We start from the raw sequence: 20,223 nt of genomic DNA, 5'->3' as shown, positions 1-20,223 counted from the left end.
TCACGGATAAATTCAAAGTTGATGTACTTATCGATTTTGCGCAGCAGATGGTCAGCTGGAACGAGATCTTCAAGGATCACCATTTCCAGTGTGTGTTGGCGCGGAGCGGGTGCTTTGAGCATGGCAGTCATCGCAAAATAATGTGCTGCCATTAAATAAAAACCCCCAGCGTTTGGCTAGGGGTTTGTCAGCGGTCTGAACCGGGTTTGCCCGGTTTTTTTATGGGTGTTCTATTTCGCTCAGCGGGGACGCAGGGTTTTTACACCCTCGCTGGTGCCGAGCAGTAAAACATCGGCGCCTTGGATGGCAAACAGACCATTGGTGACTACACCGGTAATTTGGTTGATGCGAGTTTCCAGGCCGACCGGGTCGATAATCTGCAAGTTGTAAACATCGAGGATCACATTGCCGTTGTCGGTTACCACACCGTCGCGGTACACCGGCGTGCCGCCCAGTTTCACCAGTTCCCGTGCGACGTAGGAGCGCGCCATAGGGATAACTTCTACCGGCAGTGGAAATTTACCCAGCACATCGACCCATTTGCTGCCGTCGGCGATACATACAAATTCACGGGAAACCGCGCGCACGATTTTCTCGCGCGTCAACGCAGCGCCGCCGCCTTTGATCAAATGCAGGTAGGCATTGCTTTCATCGGCGCCATCGACATACACCACTAATTCGCTCACTGAATTGCAATCGAGTACATCGATACCGAGGTTTTTCAGGCGCGCGGCGGAGGCATCAGAACTGGCCACTGCACCGGCAAACAGGTGTTTGATCTCGCCTAAGTAATCGATAAAAAAATTCGCGGTAGAACCTGTACCAACGCCGATGATGGAATCTCCACCTAATTTGGGTTTGATGTATTCAATCGCCGCGCGGGCAACGGCTTGTTTGAGTTGATCTTGAGTCATGGCAGATTGTCCGGTGTGGTAGGGCGGACCTCGCGTAGCAAGCCGCCGAATCTGATGTTTATTTGTTAGCCTGCCCAGCATAACCGGTTGGTAGTGTGCGACACGCCGTAAATACGTCCTTGTAGGCTCATCTTCGACATCCATGTCTCAGGCGGTCGCAACACCACCAACCGATCACGCTAGGCTACATGCGTCGATCAGTAAATAGTGCTCGCATTATACGGATATTCGCCGTGCTAGCAGCGGCTAAATTGTTTACACTGCGGCCACATTTTTATTCTTCTATTAATTCCTCCACGTAAGAAGTGACATGCCTGAATCCTACATAAAACGTATTCTCAACGCCCGTATTTACGATCTGGCGGTAGAAACTCCGCTCGATGAAGCGCGTTTGCTGTCCGTGCGCACGGGCAATAAAGTGTTGCTCAAGCGCGAAGACTTGCAGCCGGTGTTCTCGTTCAAATTGCGCGGCGCCTACAACAAACTGCAAATGCTCACCGAAGCGGAACGCGCGCGCGGTGTGATCGCCGCCTCGGCGGGCAACCACGCACAAGGTTTGGCGCTGGGTGCGCAACATCTCGGCATTAAAGCGACCATCGTCATGCCGCGCACCACACCGGCGATTAAAGTCGATGCGGTAAAAGCGCGCGGTGCCAAAGTGGTATTGCATGGCGATAGTTATGACGAGGCCTCGGCACATGCGAAAAAACTGGTGGAAGAAAAAGGCATGACCTATGTCCACCCGTTTGATGATCCGGATGTGATCGCCGGGCAAGGCACTATCGCAATGGAAATCCTGCGTCAGTATCCCGGCAAAATCGATGCGATTTTTATCGCTGTCGGCGGTGGTGGTTTGGCTGCCGGTATTTCTGCCTATGTGAAATACGTGCGCCCCGAGATCAAAATTATCGCGGTAGAAGCAGAAGATTCGGCTTGCTTAAAAGCCGCGTTGGAAAAGAAAAAACGGGTGATATTGCCGCAAGTGGGCATCTTTGCCGATGGCATCGCAGTGGCGCAAATCGGCGAGGAAACTTTCCGTGTGCTGCGTAAAACGGTCGATGAATGCATCACCGTGACTAATGATGAAATCTGCGCGGGCATTAAAGATATTTTTGAAGATACCCGTTCCATCGCTGAACCGGCGGGTGCAACCGGTGTTGCCGGGCTGAAAAAATACGTGGCCGAACACGGTATTACCGGCCAGACGCTGATTGCTATCGACTGCGGTGCCAACATCAATTTTGATCGCTTGCGTTATATCAGCGAGCGCACTGAAATCGGCGAACAGCGCGAAGCGATTCTGGCGGTCACCATTCCCGAGCGTCCGGGCGCCTACAAAGAATTCTGTAAGGCGCTGGGCAAACGCAATATCACTGAATTTAATTACCGCTACGCGGATGCTGAAGAGGCCAGGATTTTTGTCGGTGTGCAGGTGGCGGCAGGCGGCAATGATCGTGCGGATTTAGTGAGTGAATTAAAAACGCAGGGTTATAACTTGGTTGATATGACTGAAAATGAGTTGGCGAAATTACATATTCGTCATCTAGTCGGCGGCCATGCACCACAAATTACCGATGAGGTTCTGTACCGATTTGAGTTCCCTGAGCGCCCAGGTGCGCTGCTGACGTTTTTAACCAAGGTGGCGGGACGCTGGAATATCTCCCTGTTCCATTACCGTAATCACGGCTCAGCGTCGGCGCGTGTGTTGGTGGGCTTGCAGGTGCCGAAAAAAGATTACAGTGCGTTGAAAGCCTTTTTGAACGAATTGAATTATCCCTACTGGGATGAAACCAAAAATGAGGCTTACAAGTTCTTTTTGGGTTGAAGAAAAGTATGTTGTCGGTTTTTAAAGGGCGCTTCGGCGCCCTTTGTTATTTCTGCTGTTATTGGTGATGGCTGTTACAAACCCTGCAATTTCTCTCGTCCCGTCTATCCTTAAGCCAATGCTCGCAAGGGTTAATTTATGTTCAGACGCTGGCGCGAACAAGTTTTTGGTGTAATCTGGACAACGTTGTCAGAAAAATCCACATGCCAAATCAACTCACTAAATACAGGCAGGAGTTAATAATGAAATCTGCAGGTCAACACATAGCCATGCGTTTGGGTGCCTTGACGCTGGCGCTTGGGCTTACCCAGAGCGCTTTTGCCGCTAATCTCAACCAACAACAACTCAGTGAATTTGCGGGCAAGGCTCAGTTGCGGTTTGCCGTGGTGAATAATCTCGCCGCTAAACCGCAAGCACAACTGACGCTGACCAATGACTCAGCCGCAGATTTGCCCGCAGGGCAGGGCGACTGGCGCATTTACTTCCACTCGGTGCGCAAATTGGATCCGACCTTGGTTGAAGGCTTAAGTCTGCGCCATGTGCAGGGCGATCTCCATGAGCTATCGCCCACTGCCGGATTCAAAGGCTTGGCCAAAGGTGCCAGTCTACTAGTGCCCTATACCGCTGGTGCGCATCTGGTAAGCTATACCGATTTTATGCCGCGCGCATTTATCGCCCAGCAGGGCTTGAACCCCGAAGTATTTGCCAATACCAATACTGAAAAGCTGCAGGATTTTGTCGCGCCGTTCACCAAGCCTGAACAGTTGCAGCGTTTCGCACCGGATTTGTATCCCATCGCCTCTACGGCGACTCGCTATGAAGGCAATCTGGCCGTTAATGCAGCGGCCGCCAAGTTGGATACCAGCGCCAAAATTATCCCCAGCCCGGCTGAGGTGAAATATCGCAAGGGCACAGCGGTAATCGATAGCAGCTGGAAAATCAGCTACGCCGGTCGCCTGACCAGTGAAGCAAAATACCTCGCCGATCAACTAAAAGCAGCGGGTATCACCCTGGAAATCAAACCTGCCCATGGGAGTGCGGCGGGTGATGTGCTGGTCACCTCGGGTAAAACCATTGAGTTGCAAGTAGATGCATCCGTTGGTGATGCGGAAGCCTACAATCTGACTATCGCCGCCGATAAAATTACCATTGTCGGCAGCGACAATGCCGGAGCGTTTTACGGCATTCAAAGTGTGTTGAGTTTATTGCCGGCACAAGTCTCATCAAGTCACAGCTTGCCGCAACTCACTGTAAGTGATGCGCCGCGCTTCCGCTGGCGCGGCATGATGTACGACATGGGGCGCAACTTCCACGGCAAAGACGTCACCCTGCGGTTGATCGAGCAGATGGCGCGCTACAAACTCAATAAACTGCATCTGCATTTAACCGAAGATGAAGGCTGGCGGTTGGAGATTCCCGGTCTGCCGGAGTTGACTGACGTCGGTGGCAAGCGCTGTTTTGATCTGAGCGAGCAGACTTGTTTGCTGACCCAATTGGGCACCGGTCCACACAAATCTGGCTCGGGCAATGGCTACTACAGCACGGCCGATTTTATCGAGATTATAAAATTCGCCAGCGCCCGTCATATCGAAGTTATCCCGGAAATCGATATGCCCGGTCACGCCCGCGCGGCGGTTAAGTCGATGGAAGCACGCTACAAAAAACTGCTCAAGGCCGGCAAAAAAGCCGAAGCCGAGCAGTATTTGTTGTCCGATCCGCTGGATAAATCCGAATACATGACGGTGCAGAATTACACCGATAACTCCATCAATGTGTGCCTGCCATCGACCTATGCGTTTGTCGATAAAGTCGTGTACGAACTGCAGCAGATGTACCGCAAAGCCGGAACCACATTGGTGACTTTCCATATGGGCGGCGATGAAGTGGGGGCAGGTTCCTGGACTGCATCACCAGCCTGTAATGCACTGTTTGCCAAAGGCGAGATGGGCGTTGCAGGCCCTGCTGACCTCAAGCCGTATTTCGTGAGTAAAGTCGCGGCGATTACCGCTATGCGCGGTTTGGATCTGGCCGGTTGGGAAGACGGTTTGATGTACGACGCAAGCAATACTTTTAACCGCAGCCAATTTGCCAATAAACATGTGCTGGCAAATGCCTGGGACAATATTTGGGAGTGGGGTGTTGCTGACCGAGCCTATCGTTTAGCGAATGCGGGTTATGAACCGATTTTATCGGCGGCCACTCACTTGTATTTCGATCATCCACACGAAGCTAATCCTGAAGAACGCGGCTACTACTGGGCGGCACGCTATACCGATGCAAACAAAGTGTTTGGATTTATGCCTGATAACCTTTACGCAAATGCCGATAAAACACGCAACGGTGCTGCAATCGATGACTTGGAGGCTTTGGTTGGTCGCGCTATGCCAGCATTGGAAAAACCGGAAAATTTGCGCGGTATACAAGGGCAAGTCTGGAGTGAAACCATTCGCTCCGCTGCACAACTGGAGCAGATGATTTATCCGCGTTTAATTCCACTGGCTGAGCGTGCCTGGCACAAAGCTGCTTGGGAGGGCGATAAACCAAATACAGCAGCGCGCATGGCGGATTGGGCGGCATTTAGCGTGCAATTAAGCAATAAAGAATTACCGAAGTTGGCTGCCTTGGGGGGTAGTTTCTACCTGCCGCCACCGGGTGCAATTATTGAAAAGGGCAAGTTGCTGGCTAATTCATCGCTGCCCGGCTTGACGATTGAAGTCAGTGTCGATCAGGGCGAGACATGGCGAGAGTACACTGGCGCATTAGCCGTTGAGAGTGTGGTATCGGTACGCACCCGTCTTGGCGATGCCACTAGTCGGGTAGTTACTGCTGCGCCTTAAGGGCCGATATATCTCGCGCAAGGATGCGCGGTATCCACTGTTATGCGTTAGAAATCATTCCTCTCAATTGCAAAAATACTGGTGTTTCTCGCTATTTTTGTAATGTCGCTACTGAAAACAGCTAAATTCCCGAGAAAAACGCATTATTTTGCTAAAAATGTGTGTTTTTTTGCAGTTTTATCCATGAGTTGTATTTCATTCTGTTTGATCATTGCCTATTCTTTACCCACGCCACAGCCTCGTGCTGTTTTGTGGTCGCTTATAAAAGATGTTGTTTTTTTAAAATAATATTGCGCAAGGTTACCACCATGAAAGTTGATGTTCTCTCCGCAGTGATATTGTTATTTTGTTTAGGAGTTTGCGTGACCCTGTTAGATGTAGGTGCTTTAGTGTCGTTGGCAGAAGCTGCTGTAGAATCGACCGCTGAATAAGCCGCAGGTTAGTAAACGGAATTTTCGACAATGACTCCCGCTTCGGCGGGAGTTGTTTTTTGGGGCGAGAGAAAAATTATTTTGCTTCAGGTTTGGGTAAAAATCAGTTCTTTGTCGGTGGCTATGGCCAGCAGTGGAATGTCCCACTCGGCAGTGGCGAGCGATTCGACTTCCTGGCAGGCGTGCGCTAAACCAATCAGCACCGGTTTGCCGGCCGATTTTTTTTGTTTAAACGCAAAGGTCGCATCGTAAAAACCGCCGCCCATGCCCAAGCGTGCACCGCTGCGATCAAATCCCACTAGCGGCATCAACACTACATCCAATAATTGCGCCGACATTTTGTGTTGCTTGCGAAAGTCCGGTTCCGGGATCCCAAAGCGATTGTTCGCGAGTTGTGAATCGGCTTTGTATTCAACAAACCACAAGTCGCGGCGTTTATCGGGGCGCAGCACCGGTAAAAAGCAGTGTTTTTCCATTTTCCAAAGTTGCCGGGCAATAGGTGCTGGGTCGATTTCACCATCATTTGCCATATAAATTGCCACATTGCGCGCGCGCATAAATTGCGGCACTTTCATTAAATGACGCAATAGAAAAAGCGAAGCCTGTATTTGTTGGGTGGGATTGAGCGCTTGGCGCCGCGCACGCAATTCAAGCCGCAATGTGCTTTTAGCTTGGGCGAGATTGTCGGCCGGAGGGTTATTGTCGAACGGATCAGCGAGCGAATCGGCCATAAATAGCCTTATCAAAGATAAATACAGAGAGAGTTAAGAGACCCCGAAATGCCGCAACCAAGCTGGCCTTGAACCCATAGGTTCAAGGAGGTAGCACCTGTGGTTTTTAAGGCTTTCCGTCAAGCGGACATGCACACCAAACACAACGAGACACCACCAGTTTTGTGGAAATCGGCTCAAGGACTTGTCGGTTTGCAAACATTCCAGGGCGTGCCGACAGTATAACCCAAGGTTACCTTGCTTCCGCAAATGAAATTAAGCTTGGGTTCTATTATCGGTTAGCAATTAATGGTCTTAAACCGCGCTGGTAAAAAGCGGGAAATTGCGCTTGTGTTTATGAATTCGGCAATGTGTGTGTTGCGTGTACAGTTTGTAAAAACAACTGCGCCCGCAAAAGCAGGCGCAGTGGCGTGAATAGAATATTTGTTTCCTATCCCAATTTGTTCAGGGTGTTATCCAACTTGTCATTCAAGCGCAATAAATCCGTGCGATTGACTGAGCTGCCGGCTCCGGCGCTGGCCGCCACTGTTTTGGCTTGCAGCAATTCATGGCTCAAATTAAGCGCCGCCATAACGGCGATGCGCTCAAGGCCGATGACGGCCCCGGTACCGCGAATCGCTTTCATGCGCTCATCGAGCAATTGCGCTGATTCCACCAGTGCTTGACGCTCTTCACGCGGGCATGCGACTTGATATTCTTTATCGAGGATTTTTACAAAAACAGTTTCGTTGCTCATCAATGCCTCGATTACTCTGCGTCCAGATTACGTAAATGGGTGATCATGGCTTCTACACGGCTGCGCGCCACTTCGTTCTTCTCGATCAGGCGCACCCGCTCGCGCTGCCACTCGCTTTCGCGGGTTTTGAGTTCGGCATTTTCTTGCTGCAGGCGATTGCACAGCAGGATCAGCTTATCCAGCTTGGTTTCGAGGGCGAGTAACAGATCGTCAGACATGATAATAAATAACCAATAAATAGCGCAGGTCGCCCACTATATTGCGCGCCCAGCGGGTGGTCAATCACACAGCCCAAGTTAATGTGAATTCGAGAAGTTGAGCCGTATTAAATTGATAAACAAACAGGTTTTACTTGGATGCTTTTAACCTTAAAAATCGCTATATAAAAGTTTGCAGAGTCGGCAAGCGCAATCGTGATAGCATTCATCCACTGCGATGAGAGGCCACTATGACCGATACAACTACCACCGAACAACTGCTCGCCCCCCTGAATTTTGATGATCTCGCCAACCTGTTGGCACCCCTCGGCACCCTGAATAGCCCTTCTGAACTGCACGGTTTACTGTGCGGCAAATTGGCGGGCGGCGCGACCTTGAGTGAAATCAACTGGCTGATGGAGGCGGTTGAATTTCTCGATTTTATCGCCGCACCCGACGAGCAAGTGCGCATCGCCCTGAGTCGTTTGTATCACACCACGAGCGATCAACTGCGCGGCCAATTCAGTTTGAAATTGATGTTGCCCGATGATGACAACACGCTCAATGATCGCGTGCGCGCGCTGAGTGAGTGGTGCCACGGTTTCCTCACCGGTTTTGGCAGTGTTGATCATCAAGGTAAGCGAGTGATCAACGAAGAATTTGAAGAAATGCTCCAAGACATGGCCAACATCGTACAAATCCAGGCCGATGATGAAGAAGACGAGCCAAGTGCAGAAGCGGACTACATGGAGGTAACCGAATATGTGCGGGTGGTGGTTAACTCACTCTATTTTGAATTTTCAGCCGAGCATGCCGAAGGGGTAAATCCTGCGAGCATGGCACCTGGGTCTAATCAATTACATTAATTGTTTGCGAGTGCCTACATGAGAATATCCAAAGCCGAATTTGCCCGCCGCCGCAAAGCCTTAATGGCACAAATGGAACCTAACTCCATCGCCATAGTGCCAGCCGCCCCTGAACGCACTCGCAGCCGCGATACCGAATATCACTACCGTCAAAACAGCGATTTTTTATACCTATCGGGTTTTGAAGAGCCGCAAGCGGTGCTGGTATTAATTCCCGGCCGCGAGCACGGTGAATATGTTTTGTTTGTGCGCGAACGCAATCGCGAGCGGGAAATTTGGGACGGTTATCGCGCCGGGCCAGAAGGGGCCTGCAGTGAATTTGAAGCGGACGATGCTTTTCCTATCGATGACATAGATGAAATTTTACCCGGCTTACTCGAAGGTAAGCAGCGCGTTTATTACTCCATGGGTAAAGATAATGAATTCGATAAACACGTCATGGATTGGGTTAACACCATTCGCGCCAAAGTGCGCTCCGGTGCAACACCACCGGGCGAGTTTTTGGATTTAAGCCACTTTCTCAATGAGCAGCGTTTGTTTAAAAGCGCTGCCGAGTTGCGGGTAATGAAAGAGGCGGGCGAAATTTCTGCCCGCGCCCATGTGCGCGCTATGCAAGCGAGCAAAGCGGGGGTGATGGAATATCAGCTCGAAGCTGAAATTCTGCATGAATTCCATATGAGCGGCGCCCGTTTTCCGGCCTACAACACCATTGTTGGTGGCGGTAAAAATGGCTGCATTTTGCATTACATTGAAAACTCCGCACCGCTCAAAAATGGCGATTTGGTTTTAATCGATGCCGGTTGTGAATTGGATTATTACGCTGCCGATATTACCCGCACCTTTCCCGTGAACGGAAAATTTTCGCCCGAGCAAAAAGCCCTCTACGAGATTTGTTTGCAAGCTCAGCTTGAAGCCATCGCCGAATGTAAACCGGGCAAACACTGGAACGATCCCCACGAAGCCACCGTGCGTGTGATCACCCAAGGTTTGGTCAACATCGGTTTGCTCGAAGGCGATGTAAACGAATTAATTAAAAGTGAAGCCTACAAAGAATTTTATATGCATCGCGCCGGTCACTGGCTGGGCATTGATGTACACGATGTTGGCGACTACAAAGTCGGCGGCGAATGGCGTGTACTCGAACCCGGCATGGTCATGACCGTAGAGCCAGGCATTTACGTCGCGCCCGACAACGAACGCGTCGCCAAAAAATGGCGCGGCATCGGCATTCGTATTGAAGATGATGTCGTCATCACCAAAGACGGCAACGAAGTCCTCACCAAGGATGTTCCAAAAACCGTTGCTGAAATTGAAGCCTTGATGGCTAACTAATTTATTTTGGATGCGTTGTTTGCGTAGGATGGGTGGAGCGCAAGCGATACCCGTCAACACGAAAGACGGTTGTGAGGAATATATGGATATATTAAGGAAAGCAAAACTTGAAAAAATAGAAGAGGAGATTATTTCCATAAAGTTTTATTGGAAATATTTAAACGAACTTTTGATTGGTCGTAATCCAAAAGATAGGCGGTACCTGTTGGATGCATCTGCCAATAAATTCTTTAGTATTTGCCTTGAAGCATTTTACAATCAAACATTGCTTGTTATTGCTAGATTATGTGATCCAGAAAAAAGCCTTGGAAATGAAAATCTGAGCATTATTAATTTAATTGAGAGTCTGCCAAGTCGATCGGAATGGCTTCAGGGTGAAATTGATAGTTTTAATAATATCGTGAAAATTTCATACGATGATGTAATTAAGCCTATTAGGCATAAAAAAATTGCTCACAACGATCTTGGTGTGAAACTTAATATGACAATATTGAAGTTGCCAAACTTCGACGAAATAGAACAGCTAATTGGCTCTATGGAAAAAGTTTGTTCCTCTATTTCTAGGGAATATTTTGATTGCACGCTTAATTTTCAGTCTGTATTGGATCGACTCGATATAAAAGATCAGCCCGATTACTTATTCAATATATTACGATTTGGTCTGGAAAAGTTAAGAAGTGCGGCTGAGTAAAAGGTGGGTATCGCTTAGGCTCCACCCACCCTACGGGTGATGAAAAATATATCTTCAAGGAGGAGGTATGGGAAATTATCGCAGAGATAATACAAAGGGTGGAACTTGGTTCTTCACGGTTAATTTGGCTGATCGCTCTTCAACGCTATTAACCGAAAATATTGAACTTTTGCGTGCGGCTCATCGTTATACGCTGCGTAATCATCCTTTTAAAATTAATGCGATGGTTGTTTTGCCTGAGCATGTGCACGCAATCTGGACTCTTCCTGAGGGCGATGCCGATTTCTCAACCCGGTGGCGATTAATTAAAACAGAATTTACTCGTACATTAAGAGCGAATGAGGCGTTGTCATTGAGTCGAGTGCGGCAAGGTGAGCGAGAAGTCTGGCAGCGTCGTTTCTGGGTGCACAAAATTCGCGATGAAACGGATTTTTCACGGCATGTGGATTACATCCATATTAATCCTGTAAAACATGGACACGTAAAAAAAGTAATTGACTGGCCTTGGTCATCGTTTCATCAATATCTGCGGCTTGGGTTGTTGGGTCGAGATTGGGCAGGTGAAATCGATAGCGGCTTAACATTCGGTGAAAAACCGTAGGATGGGGGGAGCGCAAGTGATACCCATCAATTGTTGGATTTATATTGCGGTGGGTATCGCTTAGGCTCCACCCACCCTACATGTTAGATTGAAAATATGACCAAAAATATCGAATTTGATATCGCCATTATCGGCGGCGGCATGGTGGGTACAAGTCTCGCCAGTTTGCTTGCTGCCAGTCAGCCGCAATTGCGCATTGCGTTAATTGAATCGCAATCTTTTGCACGCGCCGATGAAATATCTTTTCAGCCGAGTTTTGATGCGCGTTCTACCGCGCTTTCTTACGGTACGGCGGCTATTTTGCGCGAGTTGGGTTTGTGGGAAAAACTGCAGCAACACATTACGCCGATTGCGCAGGTGCATGTGTCGGATCGCGGGCATTTTCTTGGCGGTGTGATTGACGCTGCAGAAAATAATATCGCGGCGGTCGGTTATGTGGTTGAAAATGCGTGGCTGGGAAAAGTGTTACTCGGCCATGTGCAAGCGCAAAAAAATATTCAGTGTTTTGCTTCATCAAGCGTAACCCAATTGTTGCCGCAACAGGATGGCGCACTGCTCAATGTAAAAACCGATGCGCAAGAATTTACCATCAGCACAACGCTTGCCGTGATTGCCGACGGTGGCGATTCCCCCTTGCGTAAGGCGTTGGGCATAGGCACGCAAGTGCGTGACTATGGGCAGACAGCGATTATCACTAATGTGGAATTTTCCGAGCCCCATCAAGGTGTGGCTTATGAGCGTTTTACGGCCGATGGCCCGGTTGCGCTTTTGCCTCTGGGTGAATCCAGCCATGCGCAAATATCGGCGCTGGTGTGGACTTTGCCTGCCGCGCAAGCCGATGAAACTCTCGCTTTAAACGATGCGGATTTTCTCACACAATTGCAGGCGCAATTTGGTTTTCGGGTGGGACGTTTTAATCGCGTGGCCAAACGCTTTGTTTATCCTTTGCAATTAGTTTTAGCTGAAGAACAAGTGCGCTCGCATGTGGTATTGCTCGGCAATGCTGCGCATTTTTTGCATCCGGTTGCCGGTCAGGGCTTTAATTTGGCGCTGCGCGATTGCGCTGGTTTGGTAGAAACCCTGCGCGAGGCGACGGAAAAAAATAAATCCTATGGCGATTTGGCCGTGTTGCAATCCTATCTGCACAAACAATCACTCGATCAGCAACTCACCATTGAATTTAGCGATAAGTTAGTGCGTTTGTTTTCCAGCGATCAGCTTCCGTTGATTGCGATGCGTCATCTCGGTTTGTTAAGTCTTGAATCTATTCCGCTGATAAAAAATCAATTTATCGCCCAGACTATGGGCACCGCTGGCCGCCGGTTTCGCTGGCTGTTGGATGAAGTTTCGGGCGAAAAATTAGCGGCTAACAATGGTGAATCAGTCGCAAGTAATGAACCGGCTGAGCAACAAAATAACTCAAATTACGATGTGGTTATCGTCGGCGCGGGTTTGGTGGGGGCCGCACTCGCGTGCACCATTGCTCAAACAGATGCTGCACAACATTTACGTATCGCTGTGATAGAAGCGAGCAACGAGATGCAACACTTTAGCGGCGAGCAGTTTGATCCGCGTGTGGTTGCGCTTACCCATGCATCGCAAAAATTATTTACCGATATTGGTTGTTGGGATGAAATTGTTGCCCAGCGCGCTTGCGCCTATCGCGAAATGAAAGTGTGGGACGGTGAGGGCACCGCCGCGATTGAATTTGATTGCGCCGAGGTGCAGCAATCTCATCTCGGTCACATTGTGGAAAACTCGGTGATCGTGAAGCAACTGCGTGAACGTATGGCGCAGCATAACAATATTTTTCTGCTGCAGCCTGTTGCCGTCACGCAGATTATTTCGTCACAAGACGGCGCGGCGCGCACGCGGGTGCAGCTTTCTAATGGCAATGAAATTACCGCGGCGCTGTTAATTGCCGCAGACGGTGCACACTCCAAAGTACGTGAGCTGGCTGAATTTTCCACCCGCGAGTGGGACTATGGCCAGCAGGCAATTATCACCACCGTGCGCACCGAGCTGCCGCACGAATTTACCGCGTGGCAGCGGTTTATGCACACGGGGCCGCTGGCATTTTTGCCGCTGCAACAGCAGGGCGATGTGCATAGTTGTTCGATTGTTTGGTCGGCAGAAGATGCATTAGCGGCGGAATTAATGGCACTGGATGACGAAACATTTTGCGTGCAACTCACCGCCGCATTTGAGGCGCGCCTTGGCAAGGTTATCCACTGCGATAGGCGCTATGCCATTCCTTTGCGCCAGCGCCATGCGACGACCTATATCCAACCGGGAATCGCATTGGTGGGTGATGCCGCCCACAATATTCATCCCTTGGCAGGGCAGGGTGTCAATTTAGGGTTGTTGGATGTGATCGCGCTGGCGCAGGAAGTTGAGCGTGCATTGCTGCGCGGCATCCCGCTGGCCGATTATTCCATTCTGCGCCGCTACCAGCGTCAGCGCTTGGCGGGTAATTTGGGCATGATGTCAGCAATGGAAGGTTTTAAACGCTTGTTTGGCAATCGCAGTCTGGCCGTAAATTGGCTGCGCAATACCGGCATGCGCCAGCTAAACTCAGTAGCAGCGATTAAAAAAATTATTATCAATACCGCGCTGGGTGTTTCCTGATTTGCGTGCTGAGGTAAGCCTATGGATGTAGATGTAATCTTGTCGGTCACTCCGTTTGATTGGAGTGCGATTGGCACTGCGCTTTTATGCGGCAGTATCGTCGGAATTGAGCGGCAGTTGCGCGGCAAACCCGTCGGTATTCGCACCTCCTCCCTCATCACCCTGGGTACCTATATTTTTATCGCTTCATCGCTGTTCGCTTCGTCCCATTTTTCCGGCCCGGAGAAGGTGGTGACCGATCCCTCGCGCATAATCGGTCAGGTGATCACCGGCATTGGCTTTTTAGGTGCCGGTGTTATGTTGGCGCGCGATGGTTTTGTATTGGGGGTAACCTCGGCAGCGACTATTTGGATGTTGGCGTCGATTGGTGTAGTCATCGCGATAGGTTACAACCTGGTGGCGATCAAATTATCGCTGGTCGTTATTCTTGTATTAGTGGGCGTAGACTTCCTTGAAGACTATTCCCAATCCTTCACTCGCGGTGTGCATAAAAAATATCAAGATTGGCGCGGCAGAGGTAAATCCAGTTCTGATTAATTGGTGTAGAAAAGTAACGTTCCTTAAGAAGTATTTATGTCAAAACTCCTAATTGTTTCAAACGTATTAAATGGCCTACTGCTAATTGTTTTAGTTGCATCGGTCGCCGGTTTTATTTCATTTCTTAATATCTACGGCGTGTTTTTGGCGTCTGTTACTGCGGCTATTGCCTGGGGTGTTTTTAAACAACAGCGTTGGGGCTATTTTGCCGCGGCTGCATGGGCGCTTGCCTGCTATCAATTAGCAAAACAAGGTTACGAATTTCAAAGCATTAAGCGCCATGTGATGATCTTGGGCTTTGTATTAATTCCGCTTGCACTGTTTTTGCACGAAACTTTGGGTAAAACTACAGCAAAATCTGCACAAAAGAATGGCAAAAAAAGCGATGATGACTCCAAAATGCCCGATTGATTGTGTGCCTCATACCCAGCATTACAAAAAGTGGCGATAATCGCTAAATTCACGGATAACTGCTTGACTCGACAAGATCAGTGTTTTAATTTTGAACCGCTACAGATTGAGATCCGCCCCAAGACTAGACTTTTGTAAGACACCCGCTTGCTTGCTCAAGACACTTGGACGTACCACGACCTGAGCAATAGCTTTATTTCAAGCTATTTCACTCTGGCTTTTAGTAAAGTCGGTTTTTTTGTTCGGTCAGCTACGCTGACGTTTTAAATGCAAGATGAGGACGCTATGTCAGATCTAGTCTCTGGTGTTGTTAAATGGTTCAACGATGACAAAGGTTATGGTTTTATTGAGCGTGAAGGTGGTGCAGATGTATTTGTACACTTCCGTGCAATTAACGGCAATGGCCGTAAAACCTTGAAAGAAGGTCAGAAAGTGACTTTCGAAGTAACCCAAGGTCAAAAGGGTCCACAAGCAGAAAACGTAACTCCACTCTAATTTGAGAGAGTTTCGAAAAGGGTGATTGAGCAATCAATCACCCTTTGCTGTTTTAGAAGACTTGATTGTGATGCCTCGGTGTTTATCACAATTTGCTGCACTCTATTCCGTCATCCTGTGGTGATCGGCCTTCGTTAGTTTTTCTCATCGGCTTCTGTTTCATGTTCGATTTACAATCCGTCCTATGGCTTACCCTTATTGTTGTTGCTATTTATTATTGGCGCGGCGCTCTGCTCGTTAAAGATCGCGCTTATCACGCTGCGCAAAAACGTTGCGAAGAAATGCAGGTGCAATTGTTGGATGAAAATGTGTATCTGCGCCGCTTGTGGTTTAAGCGCAACGAGCAGGGGAAATTATCACTTTGGCGCGCGTTTTACTTTGAATTCACCGTCTCGGGTGCAGATCGTTATTTAGGGCGAGTAATCATGCTGGGCTCGCGCATTACCCAGGTGGAGCTTGATGCACATCGCGTGCACTAAAGACTAATCCGGATTTTATATGACTGAAAAATTTTCCGTTGCAAAGATTGGTGGCTGGCAAACCAAAACCTCAACGGTTGTATATGAAAACCCTTGGATAAAAGTGTCTCACGAAGAAGTCGTCACCCCTAAGGGTACCGATGGTATTTACGGTGTAGTGCACTTTAAAAATACCGCCATCGGTGTAGTGCCTATTGATGATGAAGGCAATACCTGGCTAGTGAAACAAAGCCGCTATACGCTCAATCAATATACTTGGGAAATTCCTGAAGGTGGTTGCCCGCAAGGTGAAAGCCCGCTAGCTGCAGCAAAGCGTGAACTGGAAGAGGAAGTGGGATTGCAAGCCAATGATTGGCAGCCACTAGTGACTTTGCATTTGTCTAATTCAGTCAGTGATGAGTTCTGTGAAATATTTATAGCGCGGGATTTATTTCCCGGGCAACAGCAGCTTGAAGCTACTGAAGATATTGAAGTTCAAAAAATTCCGCTAATTGATGCTATAGAAATGGTTAAGCGCGGCGAAATAACCGATGCAATTTCAGTTGCTGCATTGTTGCGTATTGCACTCGATCTAAAATAGTTGTTAGAAATAATTGTAGCAATCGCTTCGCTGATTAATCATTCTGGTTGGGTTTGAACAACGAGCGCAACCAATTCCACCAACCATTGTTGCCCAGCATATATTTATCCAGTTGATCCTGATTGTAAAAATAATGTTCAGCATCGGAAAATAGTAATTCCCGTTTTAACATTCTGCGGTTGGGATTAATCGTTTTAATAATCCGCGCAGGATTTCCCGCCGCTACCGAGTTGGCTGGAATATTTTTGGTGACCACTGAACCTGCGCCCACTACTGAATTTTCGCCAATGGTCACGCCTTTAGTGACTATCACTCGCTCCCCCAGCCACACATTATTTTCAATCACCACAGGTTTGGTGCAGCGAAACGGGCGAATGCGATTGTAAATGCCGTGCCAATCGCTATCGCTAATGATGACATTGGCCGCCAGCATACAGTTGTCGCCAATTCGAATCGACTGCGCCGCTGAAATGCGCACGCCCGGTGAAATTAAACAGTAATCGCCAATAACAATTTCCGCATCGGCTTGTTTACTTGGCCAACTGGTAAGGCGCACGCAGTTATCGCTCGCGCAAATAATTTGCGCATATTTGCCCAAATGAATATTGCGCCCGAAAATAACCAGGCTGCGTGGATGTGCAATTTCCGGAATGCTGCCCACCGTATCAAATTGCGGTGCGACAAAACGCTTCACATACCATTGGTTGATAATTTTGTAGAGACGTTTGATCAGGTAAGGCGTACTGCTGCGGCGCATGGGCGGGTTCGCTTAGAGTGTTTGTCTGGTAGAATTATTGCCACGATTATGAGCGAGAATAACCATGCTGCCAATTGATATAAATTCAGTAAAAGGTTTTTTAGATCCAGAGGAGGGCGCTGCGCTGTATGTGCAAGCCTTGGCGGTTGCATCGCTCGGCCCCTGTTTGGAAATTGGCAGTTACTGTGGTAAATCTACCGTGTATCTCGGTAGTGCCTGCAAACAAGCGAATAGCGTTTTATATGCGGTTGATCATCATCGCGGCTCGGAGGAGCATCAGCTGGGCGAGGAATATCACGATCCACTTTTGTACGATAAAGAATTCGGCAAAATGGATAGCTTTCGGGAATTTCGCCACACGCTTGCGCGTGCACAGTTGGAAGATTGCGTAGTGCCCATTGTTGCACCGTCGCAATTAGCGGCACGCTATTGGTCAACGCCTTTAAGTATGGTGTTTATCGATGGTGGCCACAGCATGGCGGCGGCCTTAATTGATTATCGCGCTTGGGCACCTCATGTGGTGCGCGGCGGCTGGCTGGCGATTCACGATGTATTTCCCAATCCTGCCGATGGCGGTCGCCCACCATTTGAAATTTGGCAGCTTGCACAGCAGTCTGGTTTATTTGAGCCCATACCCTTAATAAAAACCCTTGGGCTGTTGAGAAGGTTATAAAACATTGCTGAGCCGATAAAAGATATTGCGTTTATTTAATCACCCAAATAAACGCAACGCCCCCGCGATAAACATCACGTGTTTTTACTAAGGTGCTGTTAATAAAATTAGTACCGCTAATATTGTCGTAACGAACAAACAGTGCAAGCCGGGTTTTAATACCGTTGTTATCAAAGCTGCGACTCAATGCAATCTGATTATTCCAGCCGCTATAACCTCCATCCGCGTTAAAGTAGGCACGCGTTTCAGTTACATATTCTTGTTCTACATTGTAGTAATAATCATGATAGTCATCGCTCGCAAACATAATGCCGGCACGATAATTCAGCGCCCAGTCACCCAGTTTGGTGCGGTAAACCAGCTGTGGTTGAAAAACTGAACCTATGTAACCTGACTCATCTGCGCCTAGCGCAAATACCGCGCGCCAGGGAATTTGTGTGTGCCAGCCTTGCGTGAAATTATTGCCGGTTAAATTGATATTAAATGATGGGCCCAGCTCTAACGTTGAGCCTAGTTTGGGCATGTCTTCGCGCAGTTCATTTTTATCGGCATCGGGTGTGATAGATGCGCTAGCGCTAAAGGTAAATTCATATTGATCGGTGCGCAAAAAATTGCCGCGAACACCATCGCGATCAGTGCGAATAATTTTTCCCCGATACACAACATAGGGGATCGGGCTGATAAACGTGCGGTACTCATCTGACCCGCGATAATCTGGCCCGCTGATGGCGCCAATACCTAGGCCCAGCTCCCATTTTTTATTGTTCTCTTCTTGCGCGTGACAGATATTGCCAAGTGCGATAAGTAATAGCGAGCCAAGAGAGAACTTCAGGCGATAAGGTAAATTCATAAAAATGATCTAATCCTATAGTGTGTGCAGCCCTTATCCTGGGCGACTTGAGGGGATTTTACTGGTATTCTGCGCGCATTATCCACGTAATTATTTATTCCATCGAGACGCCTGTGACTACCACCGCTTTTTCTTCTTTATCGCTCAGTGCCGATATGCTCGCCAACCTTGAATCGCTTGGTTATAACGAAATGACCCAGATTCAGGGGCGAAGTTTACCGTTGGTGTTGCAAGGGCAAGATATTATTGCACAAGCAAAAACCGGCAGCGGAAAAACCGCCGCGTTTGGTATTGCGTTGTTAGAAAAATTAAATGTGCGTTTTTTTGGTGTGCAAGCTTTAGTGCTTTGCCCTACGCGCGAATTGGCCGATCAGGTTGCGAAAGAAATTCGTCGTCTCGCGCGCCTGACGCACAACGTAAAAGTATTAACACTCTGCGGTGGTGTTTCAATTGGCCCGCAAATTGGCTCCCTCGAGCGCGGCGCGCATATTGTTGTAGGTACACCAGGCCGCATTGTGGATCATATAGCCAAAGGCACCTTGAAACTCGACAGCATTAATCAATTAGTGCTGGATGAAGCTGACCGCATGTTAGAAATGGGGTTTGCCGATGATTTGGAAACTGTATTATCGGCCTGCAATACCGAGCGTCAAACCTTATTGTTTTCCGCAACTTATCCTGATGATATTAAAAAAATCAGTGCGCGCTACCAACGCGAACCCAAGATGGTGAAAGTGGAAGCCATTCACAACGACGCCAATATCGAACAACACTTTTATGAATTGCGCGCGGATGATGAAACTTATTCGGCAGTCTTAAACTTGCTGGCTCATTTCCGGCCGCAAAGTGCCATCGCTTTTTGCAATACAAAAGTCGCTTGTGATGAGTTGCTGGATTATTTGCGTGATCAAGATGTAAGTGCTTTGGCATTGCATGGTGATTTGGAGCAAAAAGAACGCGATCAAGTATTGGTGCGTTTTTCCAATCGCAGTTGCTCCGTATTGATCGCCACCGATGTAGCTGCACGCGGCATTGATATTAAAGGTTTGGATGCAGTTATTAATGTCGATTTGGCGCGCGACAGTGAAGTACACGTGCATCGCATCGGTCGCACTGGCCGCGCGGGTGAATCGGGTTTGGCATTAAGCTTGGTAGTGCAAAAAGAAGTGCACAAGATTAATCGTCTCGAAGATTATATGAAACAGTCGATTGCGCTCGAAACCTTACCGCAGGCCGATAAAAACTTGGTGCCTTCACCCGCAATGGTGACCTTGCATATTGATGGCGGCAAAAAAGATAAGTTGCGCCCCGGTGATATCATCGGGGCATTAACTAAAGACGCTGGGTTGCCGTTTGAGAAAATCGGCAAAATTGATATGTTTGATAATTCTGCCTATGTCGCGGTCGATCACAGTATCGCGCGTGCTGCATTAAAACAGTTATCAGATGGCAGATTAAAAGGTAGGAAGTTTCGTGCAAGACGCCTTTGATAATTTTCAATTTGAAAAATTAAGTAAATTTTCTCGTCAGTTTTCTCACCTTAATAGTATTAATGTAGTTAAAAGCATATAGGGTTGGAGTTCGGCGCGCTCTTTGAGACCGTCTGAGACATGGATGTCGAAGATGAGCCTACAGGGGTGTAGTGCGCAACA

General features: G+C 48.5%; 21 protein-coding genes and 1 other RNA gene. 15 read left to right on the top strand and 7 right to left on the bottom strand.

The window, feature by feature from the left end:
* Positions 1 to 239: 239 nt before the first annotated feature.
* Positions 240 to 914 (bottom strand): ribose-5-phosphate isomerase RpiA, encoded by a 675-nt coding sequence (gene rpiA / locus AC2CG4_RS13335; RefSeq protein ID WP_484486724.1) that lies wholly within the window; start codon positions 912 to 914, stop codon positions 240 to 242.
* A 310-nt stretch (positions 915 to 1,224) separates the two neighbouring features.
* Between rpiA and ilvA the strand changes: the two genes are divergently transcribed.
* The 3 genes from ilvA to AC2CG4_RS13320 all read left to right on the top strand — a co-directional run bounded on the left by ilvA (position 1,225) and on the right by AC2CG4_RS13320 (position 6,007).
* On the top strand, positions 1,225 to 2,739 hold the full coding sequence (ilvA, locus tag AC2CG4_RS13330; RefSeq protein WP_484486723.1) for a threonine ammonia-lyase, biosynthetic: 1,515 nt from the start codon (positions 1,225 to 1,227) through the stop codon (positions 2,737 to 2,739).
* A gap of 242 nt (positions 2,740 to 2,981) precedes the next feature.
* Positions 2,982 to 5,576, top strand: a complete 2,595-nt coding sequence (locus AC2CG4_RS13325; protein WP_484486722.1) for a family 20 glycosylhydrolase — start codon at positions 2,982 to 2,984, stop codon at positions 5,574 to 5,576.
* Positions 5,577 to 5,884: 308 nt separating this feature from the next.
* A complete protein-coding gene (locus AC2CG4_RS13320; RefSeq protein WP_484486721.1) occupies positions 5,885 to 6,007 on the top strand; it encodes a hypothetical protein in 123 nt (40 codons plus the stop codon).
* A gap of 86 nt (positions 6,008 to 6,093) precedes the next feature.
* Here the strand turns inward: AC2CG4_RS13320 and AC2CG4_RS13315 are convergent, their stop codons facing one another.
* The 4 genes from AC2CG4_RS13315 to AC2CG4_RS13300 form a co-directional block, all read right to left on the bottom strand.
* Positions 6,094 to 6,738: a 5-formyltetrahydrofolate cyclo-ligase gene (locus tag AC2CG4_RS13315; RefSeq protein ID WP_484486720.1), complete on the bottom strand. Its 645-nt coding sequence runs from the start codon at positions 6,736 to 6,738 to the stop codon at positions 6,094 to 6,096.
* A 36-nt stretch (positions 6,739 to 6,774) separates the two neighbouring features.
* Positions 6,775 to 6,951, bottom strand: a non-coding RNA gene (ssrS, locus tag AC2CG4_RS13310) — 6S RNA.
* Positions 6,952 to 7,168: 217 nt separating this feature from the next.
* Entirely contained in the window at positions 7,169 to 7,474 is a 306-nt protein-coding gene (locus AC2CG4_RS13305) for a cell division protein ZapA (RefSeq protein ID WP_062064739.1), read from the bottom strand.
* Between the two features lie 11 nt (positions 7,475 to 7,485).
* Positions 7,486 to 7,692 carry a TIGR02449 family protein gene (locus AC2CG4_RS13300; RefSeq protein WP_062064737.1) on the bottom strand — a complete coding sequence of 69 codons (207 nt, stop codon included), beginning with the start codon at positions 7,690 to 7,692 and terminating at the stop codon, positions 7,486 to 7,488.
* Positions 7,693 to 7,922: 230 nt separating this feature from the next.
* On the opposite strand from AC2CG4_RS13300, the gene AC2CG4_RS13295 reads away from it, so the two are divergent.
* From AC2CG4_RS13295 to AC2CG4_RS13250, 10 genes are all read left to right on the top strand, one after another.
* The gene (locus AC2CG4_RS13295; RefSeq protein WP_484486719.1) at positions 7,923 to 8,537 is read left to right on the top strand and encodes a UPF0149 family protein; all 615 of its coding nucleotides are present in this window, start codon (positions 7,923 to 7,925) and stop codon (positions 8,535 to 8,537) included.
* An 18-nt stretch (positions 8,538 to 8,555) separates the two neighbouring features.
* On the top strand, positions 8,556 to 9,869 hold the full coding sequence (gene pepP / locus AC2CG4_RS13290; RefSeq protein WP_484486718.1) for a Xaa-Pro aminopeptidase: 1,314 nt from the start codon (positions 8,556 to 8,558) through the stop codon (positions 9,867 to 9,869).
* Between the two features lie 82 nt (positions 9,870 to 9,951).
* Positions 9,952 to 10,560: an AbiU2 domain-containing protein gene (locus tag AC2CG4_RS13285; protein WP_484486717.1), complete on the top strand. Its 609-nt coding sequence runs from the start codon at positions 9,952 to 9,954 to the stop codon at positions 10,558 to 10,560.
* 67 nt (positions 10,561 to 10,627) lie between these two features.
* Positions 10,628 to 11,161, top strand: coding sequence for an REP-associated tyrosine transposase (locus AC2CG4_RS13280; protein ID WP_484486716.1), 534 nt, complete (start codon positions 10,628 to 10,630; stop codon positions 11,159 to 11,161).
* Positions 11,162 to 11,257: 96 nt separating this feature from the next.
* Positions 11,258 to 13,789, top strand: a complete 2,532-nt coding sequence (gene ubiH, locus AC2CG4_RS13275) for a 2-octaprenyl-6-methoxyphenyl hydroxylase (RefSeq protein ID WP_484486715.1) — start codon at positions 11,258 to 11,260, stop codon at positions 13,787 to 13,789.
* A gap of 21 nt (positions 13,790 to 13,810) precedes the next feature.
* Positions 13,811 to 14,326, top strand: coding sequence for an MgtC/SapB family protein (locus AC2CG4_RS13270; RefSeq protein ID WP_484486714.1), 516 nt, complete (start codon positions 13,811 to 13,813; stop codon positions 14,324 to 14,326).
* Between the two features lie 36 nt (positions 14,327 to 14,362).
* Entirely contained in the window at positions 14,363 to 14,737 is a 375-nt protein-coding gene (locus AC2CG4_RS13265) for a hypothetical protein (RefSeq protein WP_484486713.1), read from the top strand.
* A gap of 285 nt (positions 14,738 to 15,022) precedes the next feature.
* Positions 15,023 to 15,232, top strand: coding sequence for a cold-shock protein (locus AC2CG4_RS13260; protein WP_039912329.1), 210 nt, complete (start codon positions 15,023 to 15,025; stop codon positions 15,230 to 15,232).
* Positions 15,233 to 15,393: 161 nt separating this feature from the next.
* Positions 15,394 to 15,711, top strand: a complete 318-nt coding sequence (locus tag AC2CG4_RS13255) for a DUF3301 domain-containing protein (RefSeq protein ID WP_484486712.1) — start codon at positions 15,394 to 15,396, stop codon at positions 15,709 to 15,711.
* A gap of 19 nt (positions 15,712 to 15,730) precedes the next feature.
* On the top strand, positions 15,731 to 16,291 hold the full coding sequence (locus tag AC2CG4_RS13250) for an NUDIX domain-containing protein (protein WP_484486711.1): 561 nt from the start codon (positions 15,731 to 15,733) through the stop codon (positions 16,289 to 16,291).
* 34 nt (positions 16,292 to 16,325) lie between these two features.
* Here AC2CG4_RS13250 and AC2CG4_RS13245 read toward each other — a convergent pair whose 3' ends face one another.
* Positions 16,326 to 17,048, bottom strand: coding sequence for an acyltransferase (locus AC2CG4_RS13245; RefSeq protein ID WP_484486710.1), 723 nt, complete (start codon positions 17,046 to 17,048; stop codon positions 16,326 to 16,328).
* A gap of 64 nt (positions 17,049 to 17,112) precedes the next feature.
* On the opposite strand from AC2CG4_RS13245, the gene AC2CG4_RS13240 reads away from it, so the two are divergent.
* Positions 17,113 to 17,721 (top strand): class I SAM-dependent methyltransferase, encoded by a 609-nt coding sequence (locus AC2CG4_RS13240; protein WP_484486709.1) that lies wholly within the window; start codon positions 17,113 to 17,115, stop codon positions 17,719 to 17,721.
* 31 nt (positions 17,722 to 17,752) lie between these two features.
* Here the strand turns inward: AC2CG4_RS13240 and AC2CG4_RS13235 are convergent, their stop codons facing one another.
* On the bottom strand, positions 17,753 to 18,571 hold the full coding sequence (locus tag AC2CG4_RS13235; protein WP_484486708.1) for a MipA/OmpV family protein: 819 nt from the start codon (positions 18,569 to 18,571) through the stop codon (positions 17,753 to 17,755).
* Between the two features lie 113 nt (positions 18,572 to 18,684).
* On the opposite strand from AC2CG4_RS13235, the gene dbpA reads away from it, so the two are divergent.
* Complete coding sequence (dbpA, locus tag AC2CG4_RS13230; RefSeq protein ID WP_484486707.1) at positions 18,685 to 20,061, top strand: ATP-dependent RNA helicase DbpA; 1,377 nt, start codon at positions 18,685 to 18,687, stop codon at positions 20,059 to 20,061.
* Positions 20,062 to 20,223: the final 162 nt, after the last annotated feature.

The sequence above is a fragment of the Cellvibrio sp. ATLC23 genome, assembly GCF_057196725.1.
This window is presented reverse-complemented; position numbering and strand designations above follow the sequence as displayed.

What these genes read in the sequence shown, in the direction of transcription:
- rpiA (WP_484486724.1), bottom strand. Translation starts at nt 914, where the DNA reads ATGACTCAAGATCAACTCAAACAAGCCGTTGCCCGCGCGGCGATTGAA.
- ilvA (WP_484486723.1), top strand. Translation starts at nt 1,225, where the DNA reads ATGCCTGAATCCTACATAAAACGTATTCTCAACGCCCGTATTTACGAT.
- AC2CG4_RS13325 (WP_484486722.1), top strand. Translation starts at nt 2,982, where the DNA reads ATGAAATCTGCAGGTCAACACATAGCCATGCGTTTGGGTGCCTTGACG.
- AC2CG4_RS13320 (WP_484486721.1), top strand. Translation starts at nt 5,885, where the DNA reads ATGAAAGTTGATGTTCTCTCCGCAGTGATATTGTTATTTTGTTTAGGA.
- AC2CG4_RS13315 (WP_484486720.1), bottom strand. Translation starts at nt 6,738, where the DNA reads ATGGCCGATTCGCTCGCTGATCCGTTCGACAATAACCCTCCGGCCGAC.
- AC2CG4_RS13305 (WP_062064739.1), bottom strand. Translation starts at nt 7,474, where the DNA reads ATGAGCAACGAAACTGTTTTTGTAAAAATCCTCGATAAAGAATATCAA.
- AC2CG4_RS13300 (WP_062064737.1), bottom strand. Translation starts at nt 7,692, where the DNA reads ATGTCTGACGATCTGTTACTCGCCCTCGAAACCAAGCTGGATAAGCTG.
- AC2CG4_RS13295 (WP_484486719.1), top strand. Translation starts at nt 7,923, where the DNA reads ATGACCGATACAACTACCACCGAACAACTGCTCGCCCCCCTGAATTTT.
- pepP (WP_484486718.1), top strand. Translation starts at nt 8,556, where the DNA reads ATGAGAATATCCAAAGCCGAATTTGCCCGCCGCCGCAAAGCCTTAATG.
- AC2CG4_RS13285 (WP_484486717.1), top strand. Translation starts at nt 9,952, where the DNA reads ATGGATATATTAAGGAAAGCAAAACTTGAAAAAATAGAAGAGGAGATT.
- AC2CG4_RS13280 (WP_484486716.1), top strand. Translation starts at nt 10,628, where the DNA reads ATGGGAAATTATCGCAGAGATAATACAAAGGGTGGAACTTGGTTCTTC.
- ubiH (WP_484486715.1), top strand. Translation starts at nt 11,258, where the DNA reads ATGACCAAAAATATCGAATTTGATATCGCCATTATCGGCGGCGGCATG.
- AC2CG4_RS13270 (WP_484486714.1), top strand. Translation starts at nt 13,811, where the DNA reads ATGGATGTAGATGTAATCTTGTCGGTCACTCCGTTTGATTGGAGTGCG.
- AC2CG4_RS13265 (WP_484486713.1), top strand. Translation starts at nt 14,363, where the DNA reads ATGTCAAAACTCCTAATTGTTTCAAACGTATTAAATGGCCTACTGCTA.
- AC2CG4_RS13260 (WP_039912329.1), top strand. Translation starts at nt 15,023, where the DNA reads ATGTCAGATCTAGTCTCTGGTGTTGTTAAATGGTTCAACGATGACAAA.
- AC2CG4_RS13255 (WP_484486712.1), top strand. Translation starts at nt 15,394, where the DNA reads ATGTTCGATTTACAATCCGTCCTATGGCTTACCCTTATTGTTGTTGCT.
- AC2CG4_RS13250 (WP_484486711.1), top strand. Translation starts at nt 15,731, where the DNA reads ATGACTGAAAAATTTTCCGTTGCAAAGATTGGTGGCTGGCAAACCAAA.
- AC2CG4_RS13245 (WP_484486710.1), bottom strand. Translation starts at nt 17,048, where the DNA reads ATGCGCCGCAGCAGTACGCCTTACCTGATCAAACGTCTCTACAAAATT.
- AC2CG4_RS13240 (WP_484486709.1), top strand. Translation starts at nt 17,113, where the DNA reads ATGCTGCCAATTGATATAAATTCAGTAAAAGGTTTTTTAGATCCAGAG.
- AC2CG4_RS13235 (WP_484486708.1), bottom strand. Translation starts at nt 18,571, where the DNA reads ATGAATTTACCTTATCGCCTGAAGTTCTCTCTTGGCTCGCTATTACTT.